The 21,031-nt window shown below is 42.2% G+C and carries 16 protein-coding genes; 13 read left to right on the plus strand and 3 right to left on the minus strand.

All coding sequences use genetic code 11. The features are described 5' to 3' along the window. Positions 1–6: 6 nt before the first annotated feature. The 3 genes from CHU92_RS07795 to CHU92_RS07805 are packed head-to-tail and all read left to right on the plus strand — an operon-like array spanning position 7 to position 4,512. Complete coding sequence (locus CHU92_RS07795) at positions 7–1,431, plus strand: SGNH/GDSL hydrolase family protein (protein WP_094414335.1); 1,425 nt, start codon at positions 7–9, stop codon at positions 1,429–1,431. After that, entirely contained in the window at positions 1,421–2,848 is a 1,428-nt protein-coding gene (locus CHU92_RS07800; protein WP_094414305.1) for a GDSL-type esterase/lipase family protein, read from the plus strand. The genes CHU92_RS07795 and CHU92_RS07800 overlap by 11 nt, the downstream gene beginning before the upstream one ends. Next, positions 2,848–4,512 carry an MBOAT family O-acyltransferase gene (locus tag CHU92_RS07805; RefSeq protein WP_094414307.1) on the plus strand — a complete coding sequence of 555 codons (1,665 nt, stop codon included), beginning with the start codon at positions 2,848–2,850 and terminating at the stop codon, positions 4,510–4,512. The genes CHU92_RS07800 and CHU92_RS07805 overlap by 1 nt, the downstream gene beginning before the upstream one ends. Here the strand turns inward: CHU92_RS07805 and CHU92_RS07810 are convergent. From CHU92_RS07810 to CHU92_RS07820, 3 genes are read right to left on the minus strand one after another with little or no spacing between them, the layout of a single operon-like run. Beyond that, on the minus strand, positions 4,509–7,031 hold the full coding sequence (locus CHU92_RS07810; RefSeq protein WP_094414309.1) for a TonB-dependent receptor: 2,523 nt from the start codon (positions 7,029–7,031) through the stop codon (positions 4,509–4,511). The two genes, CHU92_RS07805 and CHU92_RS07810, sit on opposite strands and share 4 nt — an antisense overlap. After that, positions 7,028–7,927, minus strand: a complete 900-nt coding sequence (locus CHU92_RS07815) for a FecR family protein (protein ID WP_094414311.1) — start codon at positions 7,925–7,927, stop codon at positions 7,028–7,030. Before CHU92_RS07815 ends, CHU92_RS07810 begins: the two co-directional genes overlap by 4 nt. A 44-nt stretch (positions 7,928–7,971) precedes the next feature. Further along, entirely contained in the window at positions 7,972–8,493 is a 522-nt protein-coding gene (locus CHU92_RS07820) for an RNA polymerase sigma factor (protein WP_094414313.1), read from the minus strand. A 312-nt stretch (positions 8,494–8,805) separates the two neighbouring features. On the opposite strand from CHU92_RS07820, the gene CHU92_RS07825 reads away from it, so the two are divergent. The 10 genes from CHU92_RS07825 (at position 8,806) to CHU92_RS07870 (ending at position 20,970) form a co-directional block, all read left to right on the plus strand. Continuing rightward, entirely contained in the window at positions 8,806–9,990 is a 1,185-nt protein-coding gene (locus tag CHU92_RS07825; RefSeq protein WP_243389572.1) for an asparagine synthetase B, read from the plus strand. Between the two features lie 155 nt (positions 9,991–10,145). Further along, on the plus strand, positions 10,146–11,276 hold the full coding sequence (gene tgt, locus CHU92_RS07830) for a tRNA guanosine(34) transglycosylase Tgt (protein ID WP_094414315.1): 1,131 nt from the start codon (positions 10,146–10,148) through the stop codon (positions 11,274–11,276). 125 nt (positions 11,277–11,401) lie between these two features. Continuing rightward, a complete protein-coding gene (locus tag CHU92_RS07835) occupies positions 11,402–12,478 on the plus strand; it encodes an LptF/LptG family permease (RefSeq protein WP_094414317.1) in 1,077 nt (358 codons plus the stop codon). Next, entirely contained in the window at positions 12,465–13,349 is an 885-nt protein-coding gene (locus CHU92_RS07840) for a DMT family transporter (protein ID WP_094414319.1), read from the plus strand. The genes CHU92_RS07835 and CHU92_RS07840 overlap by 14 nt, the downstream gene beginning before the upstream one ends. A 76-nt stretch (positions 13,350–13,425) precedes the next feature. After that, complete coding sequence (locus tag CHU92_RS07845; protein WP_094414321.1) at positions 13,426–14,379, plus strand: acetyl-CoA carboxylase carboxyltransferase subunit alpha; 954 nt, start codon at positions 13,426–13,428, stop codon at positions 14,377–14,379. A gap of 152 nt (positions 14,380–14,531) precedes the next feature. Beyond that, a complete protein-coding gene (gene dnaB / locus CHU92_RS07850) occupies positions 14,532–17,105 on the plus strand; it encodes a replicative DNA helicase (protein WP_094414323.1) in 2,574 nt (857 codons plus the stop codon). A 343-nt stretch (positions 17,106–17,448) separates the two neighbouring features. Continuing rightward, positions 17,449–18,195 (plus strand): electron transfer flavoprotein subunit beta/FixA family protein, encoded by a 747-nt coding sequence (locus tag CHU92_RS07855; RefSeq protein WP_094414325.1) that lies wholly within the window; start codon positions 17,449–17,451, stop codon positions 18,193–18,195. Between the two features lie 86 nt (positions 18,196–18,281). Further along, positions 18,282–19,250 (plus strand): electron transfer flavoprotein subunit alpha/FixB family protein, encoded by a 969-nt coding sequence (locus CHU92_RS07860; protein WP_094414327.1) that lies wholly within the window; start codon positions 18,282–18,284, stop codon positions 19,248–19,250. A gap of 92 nt (positions 19,251–19,342) precedes the next feature. Further along, positions 19,343–19,966 carry a bifunctional nuclease family protein gene (locus CHU92_RS07865; RefSeq protein ID WP_094414329.1) on the plus strand — a complete coding sequence of 208 codons (624 nt, stop codon included), beginning with the start codon at positions 19,343–19,345 and terminating at the stop codon, positions 19,964–19,966. A gap of 158 nt (positions 19,967–20,124) precedes the next feature. After that, the gene (locus CHU92_RS07870; protein ID WP_094414331.1) at positions 20,125–20,970 is read left to right on the plus strand and encodes a thymidylate synthase; all 846 of its coding nucleotides are present in this window, start codon (positions 20,125–20,127) and stop codon (positions 20,968–20,970) included. Positions 20,971–21,031 lie beyond the last annotated feature (61 nt).

Raw genomic sequence — 21,031 nt, forward strand, 5'->3', positions numbered from 1 at the left:
TCGCTTATGGTGTTTAAGCACTTGCTTCCTAAAAAGATTTTTTCGGAAAACACCGCTATGACTAAGAATGTAGTGGTAGACAGCCTTTTACTCGAAGCAGTAAAAGCTGATGGGCATACAACAGAAAAAGACACTCTTAGTAATACCAAAATTGTTTTTCAGGAAACAGGCGGAGTTAAATTTCCGGCTGAAGATTATGAAAATTACAAAGGTTTTCAGCACCTGGTAACATTTTATGAAAAACTGCTTCAGCTGGAGCAGGCCGGCCAGGGTAATGTACGCATAGCTTACTTTGGGGATTCCATGACCGATGGCGACATGATTGTGAAAGATCTCCGGTCTAGCATGCAGGAACGTTTTGGCGGAGAAGGTGTAGGCTTTGTCAACATAACATCAGAGTCAGCCCCCTCAAGGACAACTCTGGAACACAAGTTTTCTTCCAATTGGAAAACCCTTTCCTATCTAAATGTAAAAAGGCCACGAAGGCCTTTTGGGGTTAACGGGCATGTATTTTTTACAAGAAAAGATACTGTAAATCCTGTGTGGGTCAAGTATAAGGCGCTTCAATGGCGCCATATAAGCCAGCTCAATGCGCCGACCCTTTTTTATGGTAAATCAGGAAATAGCAAAGGCAGGGTTGCCTTTATAACAGGAAAAGATACAGTTTATAAATCACTGGCACCTTCTGCTACTCTAAATACAGTAAGGCTGACGCCAGGCGCGGTCAAATCGCTAAAAGCTAATTTTATAGCTGCCGATACCATCCCTTTTTACGGGTTTAATTTTGATGATGGCAGGGGCGTGCATGTTGATAATTTTTCGAACAGGGGTAATTCAGGGCTGCCGATAGCAACCTTTAGCCCTAAAGTTATGCGAGCCTTTCATGAAAAGCTCGGTTATGACCTTATAGTGCTGCATTATGGGACGAATGTGCTTAATTATGGCTCTTATAACTATACGTGGTACGAAAAACGCATGGCAAAAGTTGTGGAGCATTTAAGGCAGTGTTTCCCCGGCGCAGACATACTGGTAGTATCTACAGCTGATAAAGGGACAAAGTATGACCTTAAAATGAAAACTGATTCGGCAGTGGTACCACTTACAAAGGCCCAAAAGCGATATGCCATAAAAACCAATGCGGCATACGTAAACCTGTATATGCTGATGGGTGGAAACGGATCTATGGTAAAATGGGTCGAAGAAGTCCCGCCACTGGCTAATAAAGATTACACGCATTTTAACTTCAGGGGCTCTAAGAAAATTGCAGGCCTGATATATAATCAGCTTAATGAAGGTTATGAACTTTATAAAAAATTAAGGGAGGTAAAAGATACACACCCACCTGCTGAAAAGCCTTTTGTACCACTAAAAAAGCCGGTAGCTAAAAGAGACAGTATAATCCCTAAAACAGATAGTACCAATGCGGGTTAGGGTATTTATAATGATACTGATGCTGCTGAGTTTGCGGTCATCGGCACAGGCCGACTCTCTTTTGACAGGAGTAGGGCAGCCTATAGCTGATTCTCTGGATATTGAAGATGGTGAGGTAGTTTATACCGAAAATGTTATCACTAACACATCAGCAATGAAGCTTTTTTTTGAAAAGCTATACCTCCTGGAAGAACAAAAAGCAGGGAAGGTAAATATTGTGCATATAGGTGATTCGCACATACAGGCCGACCTGTTCACCAAGCGTATCCGCGAAACATTGCAAAAACGCTTTGGCAATGCCGGGGCAGGGTTTACTTTTCCGCACCGCCTGGCCCGGACCAATGGTGGGCACTATGTCCGATTTACATCAAATACGGAGTGGGAAAGCCGCCGCATAATACACCCTTCCAACGGTATAGAGATAGGGCTTAGCGGTATTGCATTGTCATCAGATACTAACTTTGCGCTGGAACTTGAAGTACGCGACACGGATTATACTTTTAATACTATAAAAATTATTACTCCGGGCAATGTCCCCTCGTTTGATGTTGCTACGGCATTTAAAATAATTTCGCTGGAATCAGCAGCGCCAAAAAAAATCGTACATAAAATAAAAAGCGGTGAGGTTCTTGGCACTATTGCAGAAAAGTATAATGTCACGGTAGGGGCTATAAAGAAACTCAATGGCCTCACAAATGATAAAATCAGGGCGGGTAAAACACTTAAAATACCTACAGAGCAAAAAGAAGTAACACCGGTAAAGCGTTCAGAGTTTATTCCCCTGGGTCTTACTGCTGACAGCCTCTGCCACTATTACCACAGCGAAAAAGCCCTGTCAAAGCTCTACCTCTTGCCCGGAAGGGATGTCAAAAACCATAGCCTTAGCGGCCTGGTGCTGGAAAAAGACACCCCCGGGATACTCTACCACAGCATTGGGGTTAATGGCGCCAAGGCATCAGATTATAACCGGTACCCGCTTTTTTTTGAGCAACTGCCTGCCCTCCAGCCTGACCTGGTGATTATATCTTTTGGCACCAATGAATCATTTGACAAAATACCTCATGAAGAATTTGTGCAGCAGCTTAATTTGTTTATTAAAAATATAAAGGCTAAAAACCCTGATGCGGCTATCATAGTTATGACGGCACCACCATCACAACTACGTAAAAAGTACCCGAACACATATGCAGGTACATATTCAAAACAGGTGCAGATGCAGGAAAGCAGGATGAAGTATGCTTCATGGGACCTCTTTTCAATATTAGGCGGTACTTACAGCGTGAAACAAAGTTTTGCTGAAGGGATGATAACTTCAGACAGGGTGCACTATACTAAGGAAGGTTACGAAAAACAGGGCAATCTCTTTGCGGAAGCTTTATTAAGGGCATTTGAAAATTATAAAACTAACAGGAAGTAATGTTTAATGATATAGTGCCACATATAACATGGCAGGATTTAGAAAACTGGTTTACCTATAACCCAAAGGAACCCTTACTGTTTAATACAGGGTTATTCCTCGGCCTGTTCCTGGTATTTTACGCCATCTATATCTTTACAAGGAATACATTCAGGCTCAGGCTGGTCTATGTAATATGTTTTTCGCTTTTCTTTTATTACAAATCAAGCGGAATATATTTCCTGTTGTTGCTCCTCTCATCAGTAGTTGATTATACGCTTGGTTATTTCCTGTATAGGGAGCAGCGAAATACGCCACGAAAAGTGTACTTATGGTTTAGCGTTATTGTGAACCTTACCTTTCTGGGGTATTTTAAATATACAAATTTCCTAATCGGTAACTATAATGACCTTTTTGGCGGCAAATTCTCTTTTCATGATGTCATACTTCCGGTAGGTATATCGTTCTACACCTTCCAGTCTATAAGCTATATTATAGAGATTTACAGGAAAGAAATCACGCCCACCAAAAATTATGTCGACTACCTTTTCTTCGTATCTTTCTTCCCGCAGCTTGTTGCCGGGCCTATTGTAAGGGCAAAGGATTTCCTGCCGCAGATATATGCTAAACTTCATGTTACAAAAGAAGACATCAACTATGCCCTGTTCCTGATCATAGGGGGGCTTATCAAAAAAACGGTAATATCAGATTATATCTCAGTAAATTTTGTAGACCGCGTATTTGATTCGCCTAACAGCTATACCGCTTTTGAAAACCTGATGGCTGCTTATGGCTACACTATTCAGATTTATTGCGATTTTTCCGGATATTCAGATATGGCGATAGGCATAGCATTACTCCTCGGTTTTAAGTTGCCAACCAACTTTCGTACACCTTACAAATCAGCATCCATAACTGAGTTTTGGCGCAGGTGGCATATATCACTTTCCACATGGCTCAAAGATTTTCTGTATATATCGGTAGGAGGCAACCGTAACGGCTCATTTGCAGGATTTTTATTCCCGGCATTGTTTTTCTTCGGGCTTGTGATTTGGGGTATAAGTTATGCTCCTGTAAGCCATGTGCCACTGATTATAAGCCTTATAAGCCTGGTAGTGTTCTCGCTTACGTTCCTGTTGTCTAAAGAAAAGGAAAAGACAATGTACACTAACGTAAACCTGCTTACTACCATGCTGCTGGGGGGGTTATGGCATGGTGCCAGCCTGAGGTTTATTATATGGGGGGCACTCCATGGCATTGCCCTGGCGGTGCATAAGCTTTGGATGGAGTTTTTCCCTACAGTAAAAGGTGGCGAAAGGACATTAGGCAGCAGGGTATGGAGGTTTTTATCCGTATTCATGACATTTCACTTTGTTGCTTTTTGCTGGCTGTTTTTTCGTGCCAAAGATTTTACCACGGCACTTGATGTTATTTACAACATAGGCGGGGTACGCTTTGACCCGGGGCAGTGGCTGACCATCATCATGGCCTATAAAAACGTTTTCATTTTAATGTGTATTGGTTATATATGGCATTTCCTGCCCGATACTTTTACAGTACAGATGAAAAAGGCCTTTGACGCTCTTCCCGTACCTGCTAAGGGAATACTGTTAGGGCTTGTGTGCTGGCTTGTTTATGCCGCCGCATCAGCCGGGCCACAACCTTTTATTTACTTCCAGTTTTAAAAAGATAATTTTATAAGGGCATTTGGCGTCCTTTCTACAGAGTAAGTATTTACAACTTCAATGGCCTGTGCATCGGTATTATACCGGTAGTAACGGTTGATGATATTTTGCCTGTTAAAAAGATTAAGGACAGAAACCCCTAATTGCAGCGTTGTTTTCTTTTGAAATTTCCAGGTATAGGTAGCTGAAAAATTCATCTGGAAAAAATTTTCAATATTATCTGCATTAGGGTCACCGTATAATATTACATTATTGCCCATACCATCAGTTGCCGGCTGTACACTTACAGGCGTGGTAACCGGCCTTCCGGTAAACCACCGGGCCCCAAACGCTATTTTAAAGTTATACACTTCATAAATGGCGGCGCTGTTGAGGGTGTGGGCTATTTCAAAGTTGCTGGGGAACTTATAAGGCGAAAAATCGTCAAACTTGTAGTTGTTATTGTTCCATGTATAGCTTAGCCAGGCATAGAAACCTTTAAATTCTTTTTGTACTAGTATTTCGGTACCCTGTACTGAATAGTTTCCCGTTGCCAGGACAGTTTCAAGCTGGTCCTGGAAAGCCTGCCCGGATGTGGTAATGCCGTCGACATTTTTATAAAAGTGCTCCAGCGAAAATAGCCACCCTTTATCCTTAAAACTCAATCCTGCAGAAACCTGTGCACTTTTTTGTACAGGAATATCTCTGTTATTGGCCTGTACCCAGCGCCTTTTCTCGAGCCCAAGGAAATCATCCTGCAGCTCCACTGCCTGTGATACCGTCTGGCTTTTTATTTCCCCAAGTGCTTCAAGCCTCCAGGTGTTACTTATTTTATAAGTAAACTGCATACGCGGTTCTGGCAGGAACTTATGGAACTGTTCAATATAATTTCCTCTTATGCCAAATGTTGCTGCAACAACTTCATTAGCTGAGATATAATCCATTTCGGCCAGCAGTGCGTGGGTGCGGAGAACCGTTTTTAAGCCGTCCAGGAACAATCGGTTTACAAGTTCTGAGTTTTCAATACTCGTCTGGTTAAACTGGTAGCCGCTTTTAAGGCTAAGCCCCGGGTTAATTATAATAGTATGCGACAACCTCAACCCTTTATCATTAACAATATTATCCTGCTTCAGGTCAGAATTGTTGTTGTCATTAAAGTTTTCACTTTCAAGGCTGTAATATGAGTTATAAAAACTCACCTGCGAAGTATTGTATTCATCCCACCGGGTATGCCACGCGATACTGCCACCCAGCGTGAGCTGGTTCAGGCTGCTTATACTTCTGGCCACCAGAAATCCTTCTGTAAAATCAAGCTTGTTTTTTATACCTATAAAGTTCATGTACAGGTTGTTCCTGCCTATTTTCTGCTGGTACTGCCCTGTAAAGTCATAGAAATAAAACTCCTTATCACTCCTGTAATTGACATCTGCACTATTATTGAGTTGTGTAACCACGGTATTCTGGAATATCCTTTTGGAATACTTGCTGTAGGTAGGCAACTCGATGACATCTGTAAAAGAGCGCCTTGCCGATACCTCTACATTGGCAGTGGACGAAACTTTAAGCCGTGTGTAGAAATCCGCGTTAATCATATTACTCCCTATGCTTGTGGCATTGTCAGGTATCGTTTCAGAACGCGATGAAATATCAATTACACTGGACACGCTTTCACCATAATATGCCGAAGTACCGTTTTTCAGGATTTTTATGGTATAAGCCGGATTGGGGTTGAGGGCAGAAATAAGGCCGAAGAAATGACCTGTCTGGAAGAGGCGGATATCATTCCAGAGAAAAAGGTTTTGGTCGTGTGTCCCACCCCTTACATTAATATTTGACAGTGTTTCATCAATACTGCCAATGCCGGGGAGCTGCTGCATTGTTGATAGCACATCGGGTTCAATAAGGCCAGGCAGAATACCGAATTTTTTTGGCTTAATGCTAAAAACACCATTTTTTTTGGTAATACCGCTGGTAAGGTATCGTTCTGCGATTACTTCATCAAGTATTCGGATGCCGCCATTTAAAGTGATAGCCTTGCAGTCACCGTTAAAGCTTTTTGCCGTAAATATTTTTGATTCGAATCCTACGAGCTCTACTACTATATTGCCGGTTTGCGGGTAAGGGAGTTCAAAATATCCGTCAGCCCCGGTATAGGTTACTTTTTCATTGTCAAATGTTATACTGGCATTTTCAAGGGGGAGGTTGTTTTCATCAAGTACATAGCCACATAAACTCCTCACGGACTGGCCCGTTTCCCGGTATAGTATTATATACCTGGCGCCTGATTCTTTATAGCTGAGGCCGGTACGGTTTTCAATATACCGTAGTTTTACCTTTAAGGGTAGGTTTTTGTCCGGTGCAATTATTTTTACATCTTGTATATCATTGTCAAGATAGCTGAAACGGATATTGTGTAAAGTTTCGAGGCTGCTAAGAACTTCTTTTAGTTCCGTGTTTTTATACTCATCCTGTCCATAGACAGGTACAAGGATAAAACAAAACAACAGGAGTAAAGAAAAATTCTTTGTGCTTATTATCATTCAGACGAAAGTATGATAGTATTACCTTTCTTTTCTGATTTTAAATGATATGTGCTTTCTAAAAATTCCAGTGCTGTATCTATATTGTCCATAGGTATGGTGCCTGTAAACAAAGACCCTTCAGGCTTACCTTCCAGCTTAATGGCCACATTATACTGCCTCTCGAGTTCCCTGATAATATTTTCAGGCCTTTCGCTTGTAAAAGTAGTCTCAAAGGTAATCCAGCCCGGCTGGCGTATATCATCATTATCAGGTATGGCAATAGCTTTGCCGTCTTCAAAAGCAACGCTTTCACCCTGTAACAAATATACAATTTCTGAACGATATACTACTTTTACTTTACCTTCAAAACATGTTACCTCAAAGCGATTGTCCCTGGCCTTGACATTAAATTGAGTTCCTACTACGGTAACCGTACCCAGTGCTGTTTCCACATCAAAAACTTCTCCTTTGGAGACTTTGAAAAAAGCTTCGCCACGAAGTACTATTTTACGTTCATTTTCCCATCGGTTCGGCTTAAAGGAAACTTCAGAGCCTGAGTTAAGCAACACGTCAGATTTATCGGGCAACACAAATTCTATACGCTTGCCGGCTGACGCTATTTGTGTGATGGTCCTGTTGATATAGAAAAACCAGGTGAGGCAAACAGCAATAACAAGTATTGCCGCAATCCGGGGTATAATTGCGGATAATCGGATTTTATTAACCTGCTTTTGCCTGCGTAGCATAATTTTTTTATACAGCCCGTCAAGGTCACCGTCCGGTACTGTAAGCCCCGCTGAATAATCCCTTATTTTACAGTAGGTCTCATATTCAGGAGTGGCAGCAAACGCTTTCAGTTCCGCCTCGTCCATCTCATTATTGAGCCATCGCGCTAATTTAGTGTCCTCTTGCATTTTCTTTCGGGTTTGTTTCTATAACAGTTATACTATAAAACTCCCTACCTGAAGTTGTCAATTTCTTTTCGCAGTTCCACCAGGGCTATATGTATGCGTTTCTCTACAGCTTTTACACTTATGCCCAGTATTTCAGCAATTTCATGGTATTTTTTCCCATCTATCCTGTGCAGCAGGAAGGCGGTTCGTTGTGCTTCTGAAAGGCCTGCAATGGCTTTTTGTAACTTTATTTTAAATTGTTCTTCCTCGAGCAGGTATTCAGGGCTTTCGGGTGTACTGCCGGTACCGGTATAGTTTTTTGAATACTGTACTACTACCTTTTGGTGCGCCACCTGGTTAAGGGACGTATTGTTCGCCACAGTATATAAATATGATTTTGCTTTTTCAAGCGGTACCTTTTCGCAATTTTCCCATAATTTTATAAAAGCTTCCTGTGTGGCATCCTCTGCCTGGTCTTCATTCCCAAATTTATAAAACAAATACCTGCGCAATGTTTTTGCGTGGCTCTTGAAGAAATTAGAGAAGACTATTTCTTCACAAATTCCGGAAAGCGAAATATTTTTCATTGCCTAAAATATTGCCGAAAATATAAAAAAATATCAGGTGCGGGTATATTGCCCGGAAAATTTTAGTTATAAACCGTGGTATTGATTTTTTTATATAAATCCTCCGGTATTCCGATTCCCATAAAATAAGGCTTTACTTTCCACCCGGCCAAAGTCTCCCGTAAAATCATCCAAATCTGTATTGCCATTTTATAACAGGTATAGAATTTGCTATCTTTACCTTTTAAATATTATATTTTGAAAAAGCTATATACACTATTATTTGTGCTGCTGGTCTCAGCGGGGGCTAAGGCATCTTTGATCCTCCTCCCGATGGACGAAACCTCCCAGCAGAACCACCTGAAAGCTTATGGCATAACCTACTGGGCGCTCGACAGGCAATATAAAGTTAGCTGGTTGCTAAACTACAGGGGTGGTTCATTCCTGATGCCCGACAGCGAAGACGTAAGGCGCGAGTGTAAAATTCGCGGGGTAAGTTTTGAAATACTCAGCGACGGGCAGGCCAGTGCCATACTCGATGAAATAAGCAGCCCGTCGCAGAATATGGAAAATGTGGTGCTGGAAAAAGCGCCTAAAATTGCCGTATACACACCAAAGGGGAAACAGCCGTGGGATGATGCCGTGACGCTGGTGCTTACGTATGCAGAAATTCCCTTCACACCCATATATGACGAGGAAGTACTAAGCGATGCCCTGCTGCTTTATGACTGGCTGCACCTGCACCATGAAGATTTCAGCGGGCAGTATGGCAAGTTCTTTGGTGCATACCGCAATGCGCCATGGTACATTGAGCAGAAAAAAGAAGCCGAAGCCCTTGCCGCGAAACTTGGCTACAGTAAAGTAAGCGAGGAAAAGCTGGCGGTAGCTAACAAAATAAGGAATTTTGTTATTGGTGGCGGGTTTATGTTTGCCATGTGTTCGGCAACAGACAGTTTTGATATTGCACTTTCTGCAGAAGGAGTCGACATTTGCGAACCTATGTTTGACGGAGACCCCGGTGAACCAAACTACCAGGCCAAAATAGACTATAATAAAACGCTTGCTTTCAGGGATTTTATACTGGAGCGAAACCCTATGGTATATGAATTTTCTGATATAGATACTACTAATAAACGCTCAGTTCCGCCTGACCTTGATTATTTTACCCTGATGGAATATAGTGCCAAGTGGGATCCTATCCCGTCCATGCTCTGCCAGAACCATACACAGCTTGTAAAAGGTTTTATGGGGCAGACTACCGCTTTTGCCGCAGATAAAATCAAGTCGAATGTGCTGGTTATGGGTGAAAACAAACAAAATGGTGAGGCGCGATATATTCATGGTACCAGAGGCAAAGGGATGTTTACTTTCTATGGTGGCCACGACCCCGAAGATTACCAACACCGTGTTGGCGACGCTCATACTGTGCTGGACCTGCATCCTAATTCTCCGGGTTACCGCCTTATACTCAACAATGTGCTTTTTCCGGCTGCAAGGAAAAAAAAGCTGAAGACATAGCCTTTGTCTGGAAATGTATAATCCGCTTTTGACAGCAAGGAGCCGTCAATTCTTTGAACATAAAAACCATTTTATATTGTAAAGATTATACATCTTAATTTAAATAAACATTCTACATCCTGAAAATACTATCTTTGCGGGCGTAATATCCTGATATGAAATTTGATTTAGTTACTAAAGACCCCCTGTCTAAAGCAAGGGCAGGCACTATAACAACGGATCACGGCGCCATACAAACTCCTATATTCATGCCGGTAGGCACGGTAGCTTCGGTAAAAGGCGTGCACCAGAGGGAGCTGAAGGAAGAGATAAACCCTGATATTATATTAGGGAATACGTATCACTTATACCTCCGCCCACAGGCCGATATACTGGAAAAAGCAGGAGGGCTGCATAAATTTATGAACTGGGACCGCAACATACTTACCGACAGTGGCGGCTACCAGGTATATTCGCTTTCAGCCAACAGGAAAATAAAAGAGGAAGGCGTAAAATTTAAAAGCCATATTGACGGGTCTTACCATTTCTTTTCACCTGAAAGCGTTATGGAGATACAGCGTGCTATAGGTGCTGACATAATTATGGCTTTTGACGAATGTACGCCTTACCCCTGCGATTACCGCTATGCAAAACGCTCTATGCACATGACCCACCGCTGGCTTGACCGGTGCATTGCCCATCTTGAAAAAGTGCCTTATAAGTATGGATATGAACAAACTTTTTTCCCTATTGTACAGGGCAGTACATACAAAGATTTGCGGGCAGAGTCGGCTGAATATATAGCCAATGCCGGGGCACAGGGCAATGCTATAGGGGGGCTGTCGGTAGGCGAGCCGGCAGAAGAAATGTATGCCATGACCGATGTAGTATGTAGTATATTACCTGAAGATAAGCCCCGCTACCTTATGGGTGTGGGGACACCTGTCAATATTCTGGAAAATATCGCGTTAGGTGTTGATATGTTTGACTGTGTTATGCCTACGCGAAATGCAAGGAACGGGATGCTTTTTACAGCTAACGGCACCATCAACATAAAAAATAAAAAGTGGGAGGATGACTTTTCACCGCTTGATGAAATGGGCATTACCTTTGTTGATACCGAATATACCAAGGCCTACCTGAGGCATCTTTTTGCGGCCAATGAGTACCTGGGCAAGCAGATTGCCACCATACACAACCTTGGCTTTTACCTGTGGCTGGTGCGCGAGGCACGGAAACATATTATAGAAGGTGATTTTTATACCTGGAAAGAAAAAATGGTAAAACAGATGAGCCAGAGGCTGTAAATATATTTAATTAATGTGTATTGAAATTTGAGGCTACAATCGTAATTAGCGATAAGAAGTAAAACTTCTCACACCTCACAACCCAGTATTCAATAAACACATCAAACATTTCACTATTGCTAAAGATGAAACTGATTGACAAATACATTTTAAAGCGTTACCTGGCTACTTTTTTCGTGATGCTGCTGCTGTTCATCCCTATCGGGATTGTTATTGACGTTTCCGAAAAGATAAACAGGATACTGGAAAACAAAATACCTTTTTGGCAGGTAATGGCTTACTATGGTGATTTTACCATCTATTTTGCCAATCTGTTGTTTCCTATATTTTTGTTCCTCTCTGTAATATGGTTTACTTCAAAACTTGCCAATAATACAGAGATTATAGCCATACTTAGTTCGGGCATTTCATTTTCAAGATTCCTGAGGCCTTATATTATCGGCGCAACTATTATTTCAATCCTGGCGCTCCTCATGGGTTTTTTCTTTGTACCTATGGCAAGTAAAGGCTTCAATGATTTCCGCTATACCTACCTTAAGCGTAATGCGGAAATAAGGAAAAGCCAGGATGTTTATAAACAGATTGGCGAAAATGAATTTATCTACGTAAGCAATTTCAATTATGTTTACGGCGACGGATACAATTTCAATTTTGAAAAATTTAACGGGAACAAGCTGGAGTATAAAATTAGAGCTACTTCAATACGATGGATTGGCGCAGACAGTACGTATATCCTCCGCAACTATGTGAAACGTATAGTAGGGGAAAGGGAAGATAAAATTATCAGGGCCCAATCAAAAAAAATGAAATTTAATTTCATGCCTGATGACCTCACCCCAACAATATATGTTGCGGAGACAATGACTCTTGGGCAGCTCAACGATTTTATAGATAAAGAACGTGAACGCGGTTCAGGGAACATTAATGCTTACCTGGTAGTTCTTTACAAAAAATACAGTATACCGGTATCTGCATTTATACTTACCATTATTGCTGTTGCCGTTTCGTCAATGAAGCGCCGCGGAGGCATGGGAGTCAACCTGGCCATGGGTATAGGCCTGGCATTTACTTTCATTTTCTTTGATAAGATCTTTGGCACAATGGCCGAAAAGTCAAGCATACCGCCGCTGTTAGCTGTTTGGTTCCCCAATATTGTATTCGGGATTTTAGCAATTTACCTTTTACGCAATGCCAAGCGATAACGTAAGAAGTTATATCCACCTGCATTTCATTGTATTTGTGTGGGGCTTTACCGCTGTCCTCGGGGCACTTATCACCCTTGATGCGCTTCCGCTGGTATGGTTCCGGATGTCTATAGCCGTGGCTATTATCCTGTTGTTTATTTTTTTAAAAAAAATACCGCTTACGCTGCCGCGTAAAACACTGGTATCGTTACTGGCAGCTGGCCTGGTCATAGCGCTGCACTGGCTCACATTTTTTAAGGCGATTAAAGTTTCTAATATTTCCGTAACATTAGCCTGTATGTCCACAGGTGCTTTTTTTACCTCACTGCTTGAACCCTTCTTTTTCGGGAGGAAGATTATCTGGTATGAAGTAGTTTTCGGCCTACTGGTTATTGCCGGCCTGTATATCATCTTTAGTTTTGAGGGCGACTACCTCTATGGAATCCTGCTGGCACTGGCATCAGCATTTTTATCTGCTTCTTTTGCCATTATAAACGGCAAACTTGCCAAAAGCTATAATCCCTCGGTTATCTCTTTTTATGAACTGCTCGGCGGAGTGTTTTTCTTTTCGGTTTACCTTCTTTTTACCGGCAGCTTTACCCCTGCATTTTTTAACGTTTCTGCCGATGACTGGCTATGGCTTTTTGCGTTGGGTTCCTTCTGCACGGCTTACGCGTTCATAGCTTCGGTACAGGTAATGAAGTTCCTCAGCCCCTATACCGTGATGCTCACCATCAACCTGGAACCTATTTATGGGATAATTCTCGCACTTATAGTATTTGACGACAAGGAAAAAATGAGTGCGGCGTTTTATACAGGGGCCGCCGTAATACTTTGCACGGTGATAATTAATGGAATAGTAAAGGATTATACAAAAAATAAAAGTTAATAAACACCAACGCTTTTTAACTCCACTTAAAATTTTATCTTTGTAAATTAAAAAAAACATAAAACTCCTTAGTAGTATGGAATATCTGGATTTTGAACTTCCCATCAAAGAACTTGAGGACCAACTGGATAAATGCACGATAATAGGCCAGGAATCAGACGTAGACGTGTCTAACACATGCAAACAGATAGAAAAAAAACTCGAAGAGACTAAAAAAAGGATATACAAAAACCTTACGGCCTGGCAAAGGGTACAGTTAAGCAGGCACCCGAGCCGCCCGTACACAATGGACCACGTAAAAGCGCTTACCAGAGGCACGTTCCTGGAACTTTTTGGTGACCGTGCTTTTAAAGACGACAAAGCCATGATAGGCGGCCTGGGCAAAATAGGCGGACAATCGTTCATGATAATAGGCCAGCAGAAGGGATATAATACCAAAACAAGGCAATACCGCAACTTTGGTATGGCTAACCCTGAAGGCTACCGCAAAGCCCTCCGGCTTATGAAAATGGCCGAAAAATTTGGCATTCCGGTAGTAACCCTTGTAGATACTCCCGGAGCTTACCCTGGGCTTGAGGCCGAAGAGCGCGGACAGGGCGAAGCCATAGCACGCAACATATTTGAGATGGTTCGCCTTAAAACACCTATCATTACCGTTATTGTGGGCGAAGGCGCGTCGGGTGGCGCACTGGGCATTGGCGTAGGCGACAGGGTTTACATGCTGGAAAACACCTGGTACTCAGTTATATCGCCCGAATCCTGTTCATCTATCCTCTGGAGAAGCTGGGAATATAAAGAGCAAGCCGCCGAAGCGCTGAAACTTACATCCTATGACATGAAGAAACAAAAACTTATTGACGATATAATTCCTGAACCGCTTGGCGGAGCCCATTATGACAGGGAAACTACCTTCAAAACGGTTGAAGAATACATACTGAAAGGATTTAATGAACTAAAAGACTTATCAACAGAGGAACTGGTGGCGCAAAGGATGGATAAGTATAGCAAAATGGGCGAATTTAAGGAATAAAAGGCCTTTTGGGCATCTCTGCTCCGAAGCCTTGCAGCTTCGGATTTTTTTTGGCTTTTCAACAAAAATAAGTTGTTTATCAACAACTTATAAACACTCGGTTCTTAACAATTGCTTAACGTACCCTTTACAATTTTAAGTACATTCGCAATATGGAAAATATCAGGAATATAAACCCCGTGAAAGTTGATAAGGCTACTATTATCAACCTTGAAAAAGGTAAGCTGCCCCCACAGGCGCTTGACCTTGAAGAGGCCGTGCTTGGCGCCATGATGATTGATAAAAAAGGGGTGGATGAAGTTATTGATATTCTTCAGCCAGATGCTTTTTATAAAGATGCCCACAAATACATATTTGAGGCCATTGTACAGCTCTTTAATGATACGCAGCCAATAGACCTCCTTACCGTATCGGCCCAGCTGAAAAAAAACGCAAAACTGGAACTGGCCGGCGGCGACTTTTACCTGATACAGCTTACCCAGAAGATATCATCATCAGCACATATTGAGTTCCATTCACGCATTATCCTGCAAAAGTATATACAACGCTGCCTCATTAAAATATCAAATGAAATTATAGAGGATTCCTATGACGAAACGACCGATGTTTTTGACCTGCTTGATAAGGCTGAGTCCAGGCTGTATGAAGTGACACAGGGAAATATAAAACGAAGCTCTGAAACAGCGCAAAGCCTGGTGATACAGGCAAAAAAACGCATTGAGGAAATAGCCAACCGTGAAGGCCTCAGCGGTATTGCTACCGGATTTAATGACCTGGACAAGCTCACTTCAGGCTGGCAGCCCAGCGACCTTATCATTATTGCGGCCAGGCCGGGTATGGGTAAATGCCTTGGTAAAGGTACTAAAGTCCTTATGTTTGATGGTAATCTTAAAAACGTTGAAGATATTGTAGAAGGTGATCTACTCATGGGAGACGATTCTACACCGAGGAGAGTTTTATCTATAGCAAGGGGCAGGGAAAAAATGTACTGGGTACACCAAAACAAGGCAATATCTTACAGGGTTAACGAGAGCCATATCTTATCGCTTAAACGCAGCAGGAATGAGGGGCCGCATAAAAAAGGTGATATTCTGAACATAACTGTAAAAGACTATATTGAAAAAAGCGATAAGTTTAAGTCTGATTATAAAGGTTATAAAGTTGCCGTTGATTTTCCTGAGAAAGAACTTCCACTTGAACCTTATTATTTAGGGCTTTGGCTGGGTGATGGCCATTCTTATAGCCAGCGAATAACCAATACTGATGATGAAGTTATAGCTTACCTGCAGGACTATGCTGACAGGTTTGAGTGTGAACTTGTTACTTACACACAGGAGAACAGGACAAATAACTATGGAATTGTAACACGTAATAAGGCTTTATCAGAAGAATTTTATTTAAATATTCAACAAGAGCTAAGGGCACTTGGCCTGATAAATAATAAACATATACCCCAGATTTATCTTATAAATTCTAAAGTTAATCGTTTAGAGTTGCTTGCGGGGATTATAGATGCTGATGGTTACTATACTTCTGAATTTAATTGTTTTGAAATTGTCCAGAAAAATGAGGAATTTGCAAAGCAAATAAAATTTTTGTGTGATACTCTGGGTTTCAGGACATCTTTGAAAAAGAAGAAGGCTTCCATAAAATCTACAGGCTATGAAGCAGAGGCTTACAGGTTGAGAATATTTGGGAATATAGATATCGTCCCTACAAAAATTAAAAGAAAGCAGGCAAGGGAAGGCAAGGCTGTTGTTGACTGGAAAGTTACCGGAATAACTGTAGAGTTTGATAAAGTAGATGACTATTATGGCTTTGAAATTGATGGTAACAGGTTATTTTTATTAGAAGATATGACTGTTACACACAATACGGCATTTGTACTCTCCATGGCCCGTAACATTGCCATAGATTTCCAGCACCCTGTGGCAGTCTTCTCGCTCGAAATGTCTTCCGTGCAGCTGATCACCCGCCTTATCTCCAGCGAGACGGGGCTTTCATCGGAAAAACTGCGGACGGGAAAACTTGAAAAACATGAGTGGGAACAGCTGAGCATCAAGGTTAAAGACCTGGAAAAAGCCCCGCTCTATATTGACGATACGCCATCACTTTCAATATTTGACTTAAGGGCAAAAGCGCGAAGGTTATCTTCCCAGTACGGCATTAAGCTCATTATCATCGACTACCTGCAGCTGATGACGGCAGGTGGCAACAGCAAAGGGGCCGGCAACCGTGAGCAGGAAATATCTACTATATCACGCAACCTCAAAGCCCTTGCCAAAGAGCTTAATGTGCCTGTTATTGCGCTTTCGCAACTTTCAAGGGCTGTTGAAACGCGTGGATCGAGCAAGCGCCCGCTCCTGTCAGACCTCAGGGAATCTGGCGCAATTGAACAGGATGCCGACATTGTATCTTTCATATACCGGCCGGAGTACTATAAGATTGACGAATGGGATGACGAAGAAAGGTCGCCTACGCAGGGCCAGGCAGAATTTATTGTTGCCAAGCACCGTAACGGCGGGCTCGATAATATAAGGCTGAAATTTATTGGCAGCCTTGGTAAATTTGATAACCTGGACGATTTCAGTTCACCTTTTGATGAGTTGCCATCAAGTATGAATGACAGCAGCGCTGCCTTCATTACCAAAAACCTGCCTTCGGCCAATGAAGCTTTTGGCAGCAATATGAACATTGGCGGGGATGATGATGATGTCCCATTTTAATTTTATAACAGCATTAAACATTATATTATGGAAAATATCACTTATGAGCAGCTTTCTGAAGAAATCAGGGAAATGGAAGTCAAAGGGGTTATCTTTGTATCCGCAAATTAGCTTGGCGACTGAGAATTAACCCTTCAGTAGCCTCTACCCAATTTTAATTTTCAATACGGGCAATTTGTTTTTATTTCAGGTTTAATCAGTAAATCTTCTCAGTATCGCCCGAAAACGATTTAGTCGGGGTAAAAAACCCTTGGTGTTATGCATGCATAGTTTTTATATTTCAGTTTAAATTATTAATTTCGTAGCCTGTGATTACAGTAATTAAATATTTAAATAACAAAAAATGAAAATATTAGTCTGCATCAGCCATGTGCCTGATACTACTTCCAAAATCAACTTTACCAATGGCGATAGTGAGTTTGATACCAACGGGGTTCAGTTTGTTATAAACCCTAATGATGAGTTTGGCCTTACAAGGGCACTATGGTTCAAAGAACAGCAGGGGGCAAGCGTCACCGTAGTAAATGTTGGCGGCCCGGATGCCGAGGCAACATTAAGGAAGGCGCTCGCTATAGGCGCTGATGAGGCTATACGTGTTAATGCTGCGCCTACTGATGGTTATTTTGTGGCAAAGCAGCTTGCCGAAGTGGTAAAAAGCGGAGGGTATGACCTGGTTATAGCCGGAAAGGAATCACTTGACTACAATGGCGGTATGGTTCCGGGAATGCTGGCAGGCATCTTAGGGTATGACTTTGTTAATTCATGTATAAAACTTGAAGTTAATGGTTCTGAAGCCAAAGCAGTCCGCGAAATAGACGGCGGTAAAGAAACACTTGGAGTAAAACTTCCACTGGTAATAGGAGGGCAAAAAGGCCTGGTTGAGGAAAAAGACCTTAGGATACCCAACATGCGCGGTATCATGATGGCACGCCAGAAAGCGCTCACCTTGCTGGAGCCGGTTTCGGCAGAGGCAAAGACTAAAGCTGTGAAATTTGAGAAGCCGGCGCCTAAATCAGCAGTAAAAATGATTAGTGCTGACAACCTTGATGAACTGGTAAACCTCTTGCATAACGAAGCAAAAGTAATTTGATGAAGTAATGAACCCGATTTTTTTTAAATCTGGCAATTCCCAAATAAATTGTTACATTGATGCATTAACAAATTAAAATTTAAATTATGTCTATCTTAATATATGCTGAATCTGTAGAAGGAAAATTTAAAAAAACAGCATTTGAACTTGCCTCTTATGGCAAAAAAATAGCTGCAGAAACCGGAACCACTGTAACTGCCCTGACCATCAACGCTACTGATGTGGCACCACTTGGGCAGTATGGTGTAGATAAAGTACTTAATGTAAAATCCGATAAGCTTTCGTCATTCAATGCTAAGGCTATTGCCGACACCATTAAGCAGGCAGCTGTGAAAGAAGGTGCTAAAATTGTTCTTTTTACCTCTACTACCGACAGCCTTTATATCGCGCCGCTGGTAGCGGTTGCGCTTGAGGCCGGCTATGCCTCAAATGTAGTGGCACTGCCCGAGAGCCTCTCACCCTTCCGTGTAAAAAGGAATGCTTTCTCGAACAAGGCTTTTAGTTTTACAGAAATAAATACCGATACAAAGGTACTTGCCATAGGCAAAAATTCTTTCGGGCTTATAGAATCGGCGGCGGCTGCAACTATTGAAGATTTCAGTCCTTCACTTAATGATAATGATTTCACAGTTAGAGTAGAATCATCAGAAAAGGGAAGCGGAAAAGTAACGATTGCCGATGCTGAAGTAGTAGTATCAGGTGGGCGTGGCCTTAAAGGCCCTGAAAACTGGTACCTGCTCGAAGACCTTGCCGGCGCGCTGGGCGCGGCCACAGCCTGCTCCAAACCCGTGAGTGACCTCGGCTGGAGGCCTCACAGCGAACACGTGGGCCAAACCGGTAAGCCGGTGGCATCAAACCTGTATATTGCTGTAGGCATATCGGGAGCAATACAACATATTGCAGGAATCAATTCATCAAAAGTAAAAGTTGTCATCAATGCCGATGCTGATGCGCCTTTTTTCAAGGTAGCCGATTATGGCGTTGTAGGCGATGCTTTTGAAATACTGCCAAAACTGACAGAAAAAATAAAAGCATTCAAGGCACAAAACTCATAATTTTATTATAAATTGTGCCCGTAAAAGGGCTATCTGGAAGGAGATAGTTTATCTTTGTTCAGATAGCCTTTTTTTGGACACAGAAGAGATATATGAGCTTAGTAAAACTTACTATTAAAGGAATATCCTACAGCCAGACACAAAACGGGGCTTATGCGCTTATCCTTAATGAAGTGGACGGTGAACGAAAACTACCAATTGTCATTGGCGCCTTTGAAGCCCAGTCAATCGCTATTGCCCTGGAAAAAGAAATAAAGCCGCCCAGGCCGCTTACACACGACCTCTTCAGGAACTTTGCCGAAAGGTTTGATATTGTCGTGAAACAGGTAATTATACATAAACTCGTTGACGGAGTCTTTTTTTCGAGCATCATCTGTGAGCGCGATAAAATCGAAGAAATAATTGATGCCCGTACTTCAGATGCGATAGCCCTTGCGTTACGGTTTAACGCGCCTATTTTTACTTATAAAAACATCCTGGACAAAGCGGGCATATACCTGAAAATAAGTCCTGATCCTGAAAAAGAAGGCGCAGAAGAACATGCTGACGTGCTATCGGCACCGCAGGCATTTGCCGGTACTGAAACTATTTCCGGTGAAGGTTACAGCCAGTACAGCCTGCAGGAATTACATGAACTGCTTGATGGCGCAGTACAGAACGAAGATTATGAAAAAGCCGCTAAGATAAGGGACGAAATATCAAAACGGGAAAGTTGATTTGATAATTCGTTGATAACATTATAAAAAATTCCCTTTCCGCCAGGTTGGGGAATTTTCATTTTTATGTATTTTGCATTAAATTTTTAAAATCTGGACATCATACAATCGACAGCCTTATAACCGAAAAACCAACAATTAAATAACCTACCATCACAATGAAGCAGTATCATGACCTTGTTAAGCATGTATTAGAAAACGGACACCAAAAAGGTGACCGTACCGGCACCGGCACCATAAGCGTATTTGGCTACCAGATGCGTTTTGACCTGGGTGAGGGCTTCCCGCTGGTTACAACTAAAAAACTGCACCTGAAGTCGATAATACATGAGCTTCTGTGGTTCCTCAAAGGTGACACCAATATTAAGTACCTTAACGATAACGGGGTAAAGATATGGGATGAGTGGGCTGATGAAAACGGCAACCTTGGCCCGGTATATGGCCACCAGTGGCGCAACTGGGATAGCAAAGAAATTGACCAGATTGCAGAATTGATTGAAACTTTACAAACCAATCCTAACAGCCGCCGCATGCTTGTTTCGGCATGGAACCCGGGTGTGCTGCCCGATACATCAAAATCATTTTCGGAAAATGTGGCTAATGGAAAAGTGGCGCTCCCGCCATGCCATGCGTTCTTCCAGTTTTATGTGAGCCCCCCCACTGCCGGAGGCGAAGCGGCAAAATTATCGTGCCAGTTATACCAGCGCAGCGCGGATATTTTTCTTGGGGTGCCTTTTAATATTGCCTCCTATGCCTTACTTACCATGATGATTGCACAGGTGTGCGGCTACCAGCCGGGAGATTTTATACATACCTTTGGCGACGCACATATTTACAACAACCATATTGAGCAGCTGCAGCTTCAGCTTACACGTGAGCCGCGGCCACTTCCAGCCATGAAACTCAATCCTGAAGTTAAAAATATTTTCGATTTTAAATTTGAAGATTTCACTCTTGAAAATTATGACCCGCACCCGCACATTAAAGGCGCCGTAGCAGTATAATCTGTATTTAACGTGAGTTCGATATAATAAAGTTGTCTGTTTTGAATGAAAGAAGCGGAAA

Origin of the sequence: Flavobacterium cyanobacteriorum (assembly GCF_002251835.1) — a bacterium.
In the GTDB taxonomy this organism is placed as follows: Bacteria; Bacteroidota; Bacteroidia; order Flavobacteriales; family Flavobacteriaceae; genus Flavobacterium; species Flavobacterium cyanobacteriorum.

What these genes read in the sequence shown, in the direction of transcription:
- CHU92_RS07795 (WP_094414335.1), top strand. Translation starts at nt 7, where the DNA reads ATGGTGTTTAAGCACTTGCTTCCTAAAAAGATTTTTTCGGAAAACACC.
- CHU92_RS07800 (WP_094414305.1), top strand. Translation starts at nt 1,421, where the DNA reads ATGCGGGTTAGGGTATTTATAATGATACTGATGCTGCTGAGTTTGCGG.
- CHU92_RS07805 (WP_094414307.1), top strand. Translation starts at nt 2,848, where the DNA reads ATGTTTAATGATATAGTGCCACATATAACATGGCAGGATTTAGAAAAC.
- CHU92_RS07810 (WP_094414309.1), bottom strand. Translation starts at nt 7,031, where the DNA reads ATGATAATAAGCACAAAGAATTTTTCTTTACTCCTGTTGTTTTGTTTT.
- CHU92_RS07815 (WP_094414311.1), bottom strand. Translation starts at nt 7,927, where the DNA reads ATGCAAGAGGACACTAAATTAGCGCGATGGCTCAATAATGAGATGGAC.
- CHU92_RS07820 (WP_094414313.1), bottom strand. Translation starts at nt 8,493, where the DNA reads ATGAAAAATATTTCGCTTTCCGGAATTTGTGAAGAAATAGTCTTCTCT.
- CHU92_RS07825 (WP_243389572.1), top strand. Translation starts at nt 8,806, where the DNA reads ATGGACGAAACCTCCCAGCAGAACCACCTGAAAGCTTATGGCATAACC.
- tgt (WP_094414315.1), top strand. Translation starts at nt 10,146, where the DNA reads ATGAAATTTGATTTAGTTACTAAAGACCCCCTGTCTAAAGCAAGGGCA.
- CHU92_RS07835 (WP_094414317.1), top strand. Translation starts at nt 11,402, where the DNA reads ATGAAACTGATTGACAAATACATTTTAAAGCGTTACCTGGCTACTTTT.
- CHU92_RS07840 (WP_094414319.1), top strand. Translation starts at nt 12,465, where the DNA reads ATGCCAAGCGATAACGTAAGAAGTTATATCCACCTGCATTTCATTGTA.
- CHU92_RS07845 (WP_094414321.1), top strand. Translation starts at nt 13,426, where the DNA reads ATGGAATATCTGGATTTTGAACTTCCCATCAAAGAACTTGAGGACCAA.
- dnaB (WP_094414323.1), top strand. Translation starts at nt 14,532, where the DNA reads ATGGAAAATATCAGGAATATAAACCCCGTGAAAGTTGATAAGGCTACT.
- CHU92_RS07855 (WP_094414325.1), top strand. Translation starts at nt 17,449, where the DNA reads ATGAAAATATTAGTCTGCATCAGCCATGTGCCTGATACTACTTCCAAA.
- CHU92_RS07860 (WP_094414327.1), top strand. Translation starts at nt 18,282, where the DNA reads ATGTCTATCTTAATATATGCTGAATCTGTAGAAGGAAAATTTAAAAAA.
- CHU92_RS07865 (WP_094414329.1), top strand. Translation starts at nt 19,343, where the DNA reads ATGAGCTTAGTAAAACTTACTATTAAAGGAATATCCTACAGCCAGACA.
- CHU92_RS07870 (WP_094414331.1), top strand. Translation starts at nt 20,125, where the DNA reads ATGAAGCAGTATCATGACCTTGTTAAGCATGTATTAGAAAACGGACAC.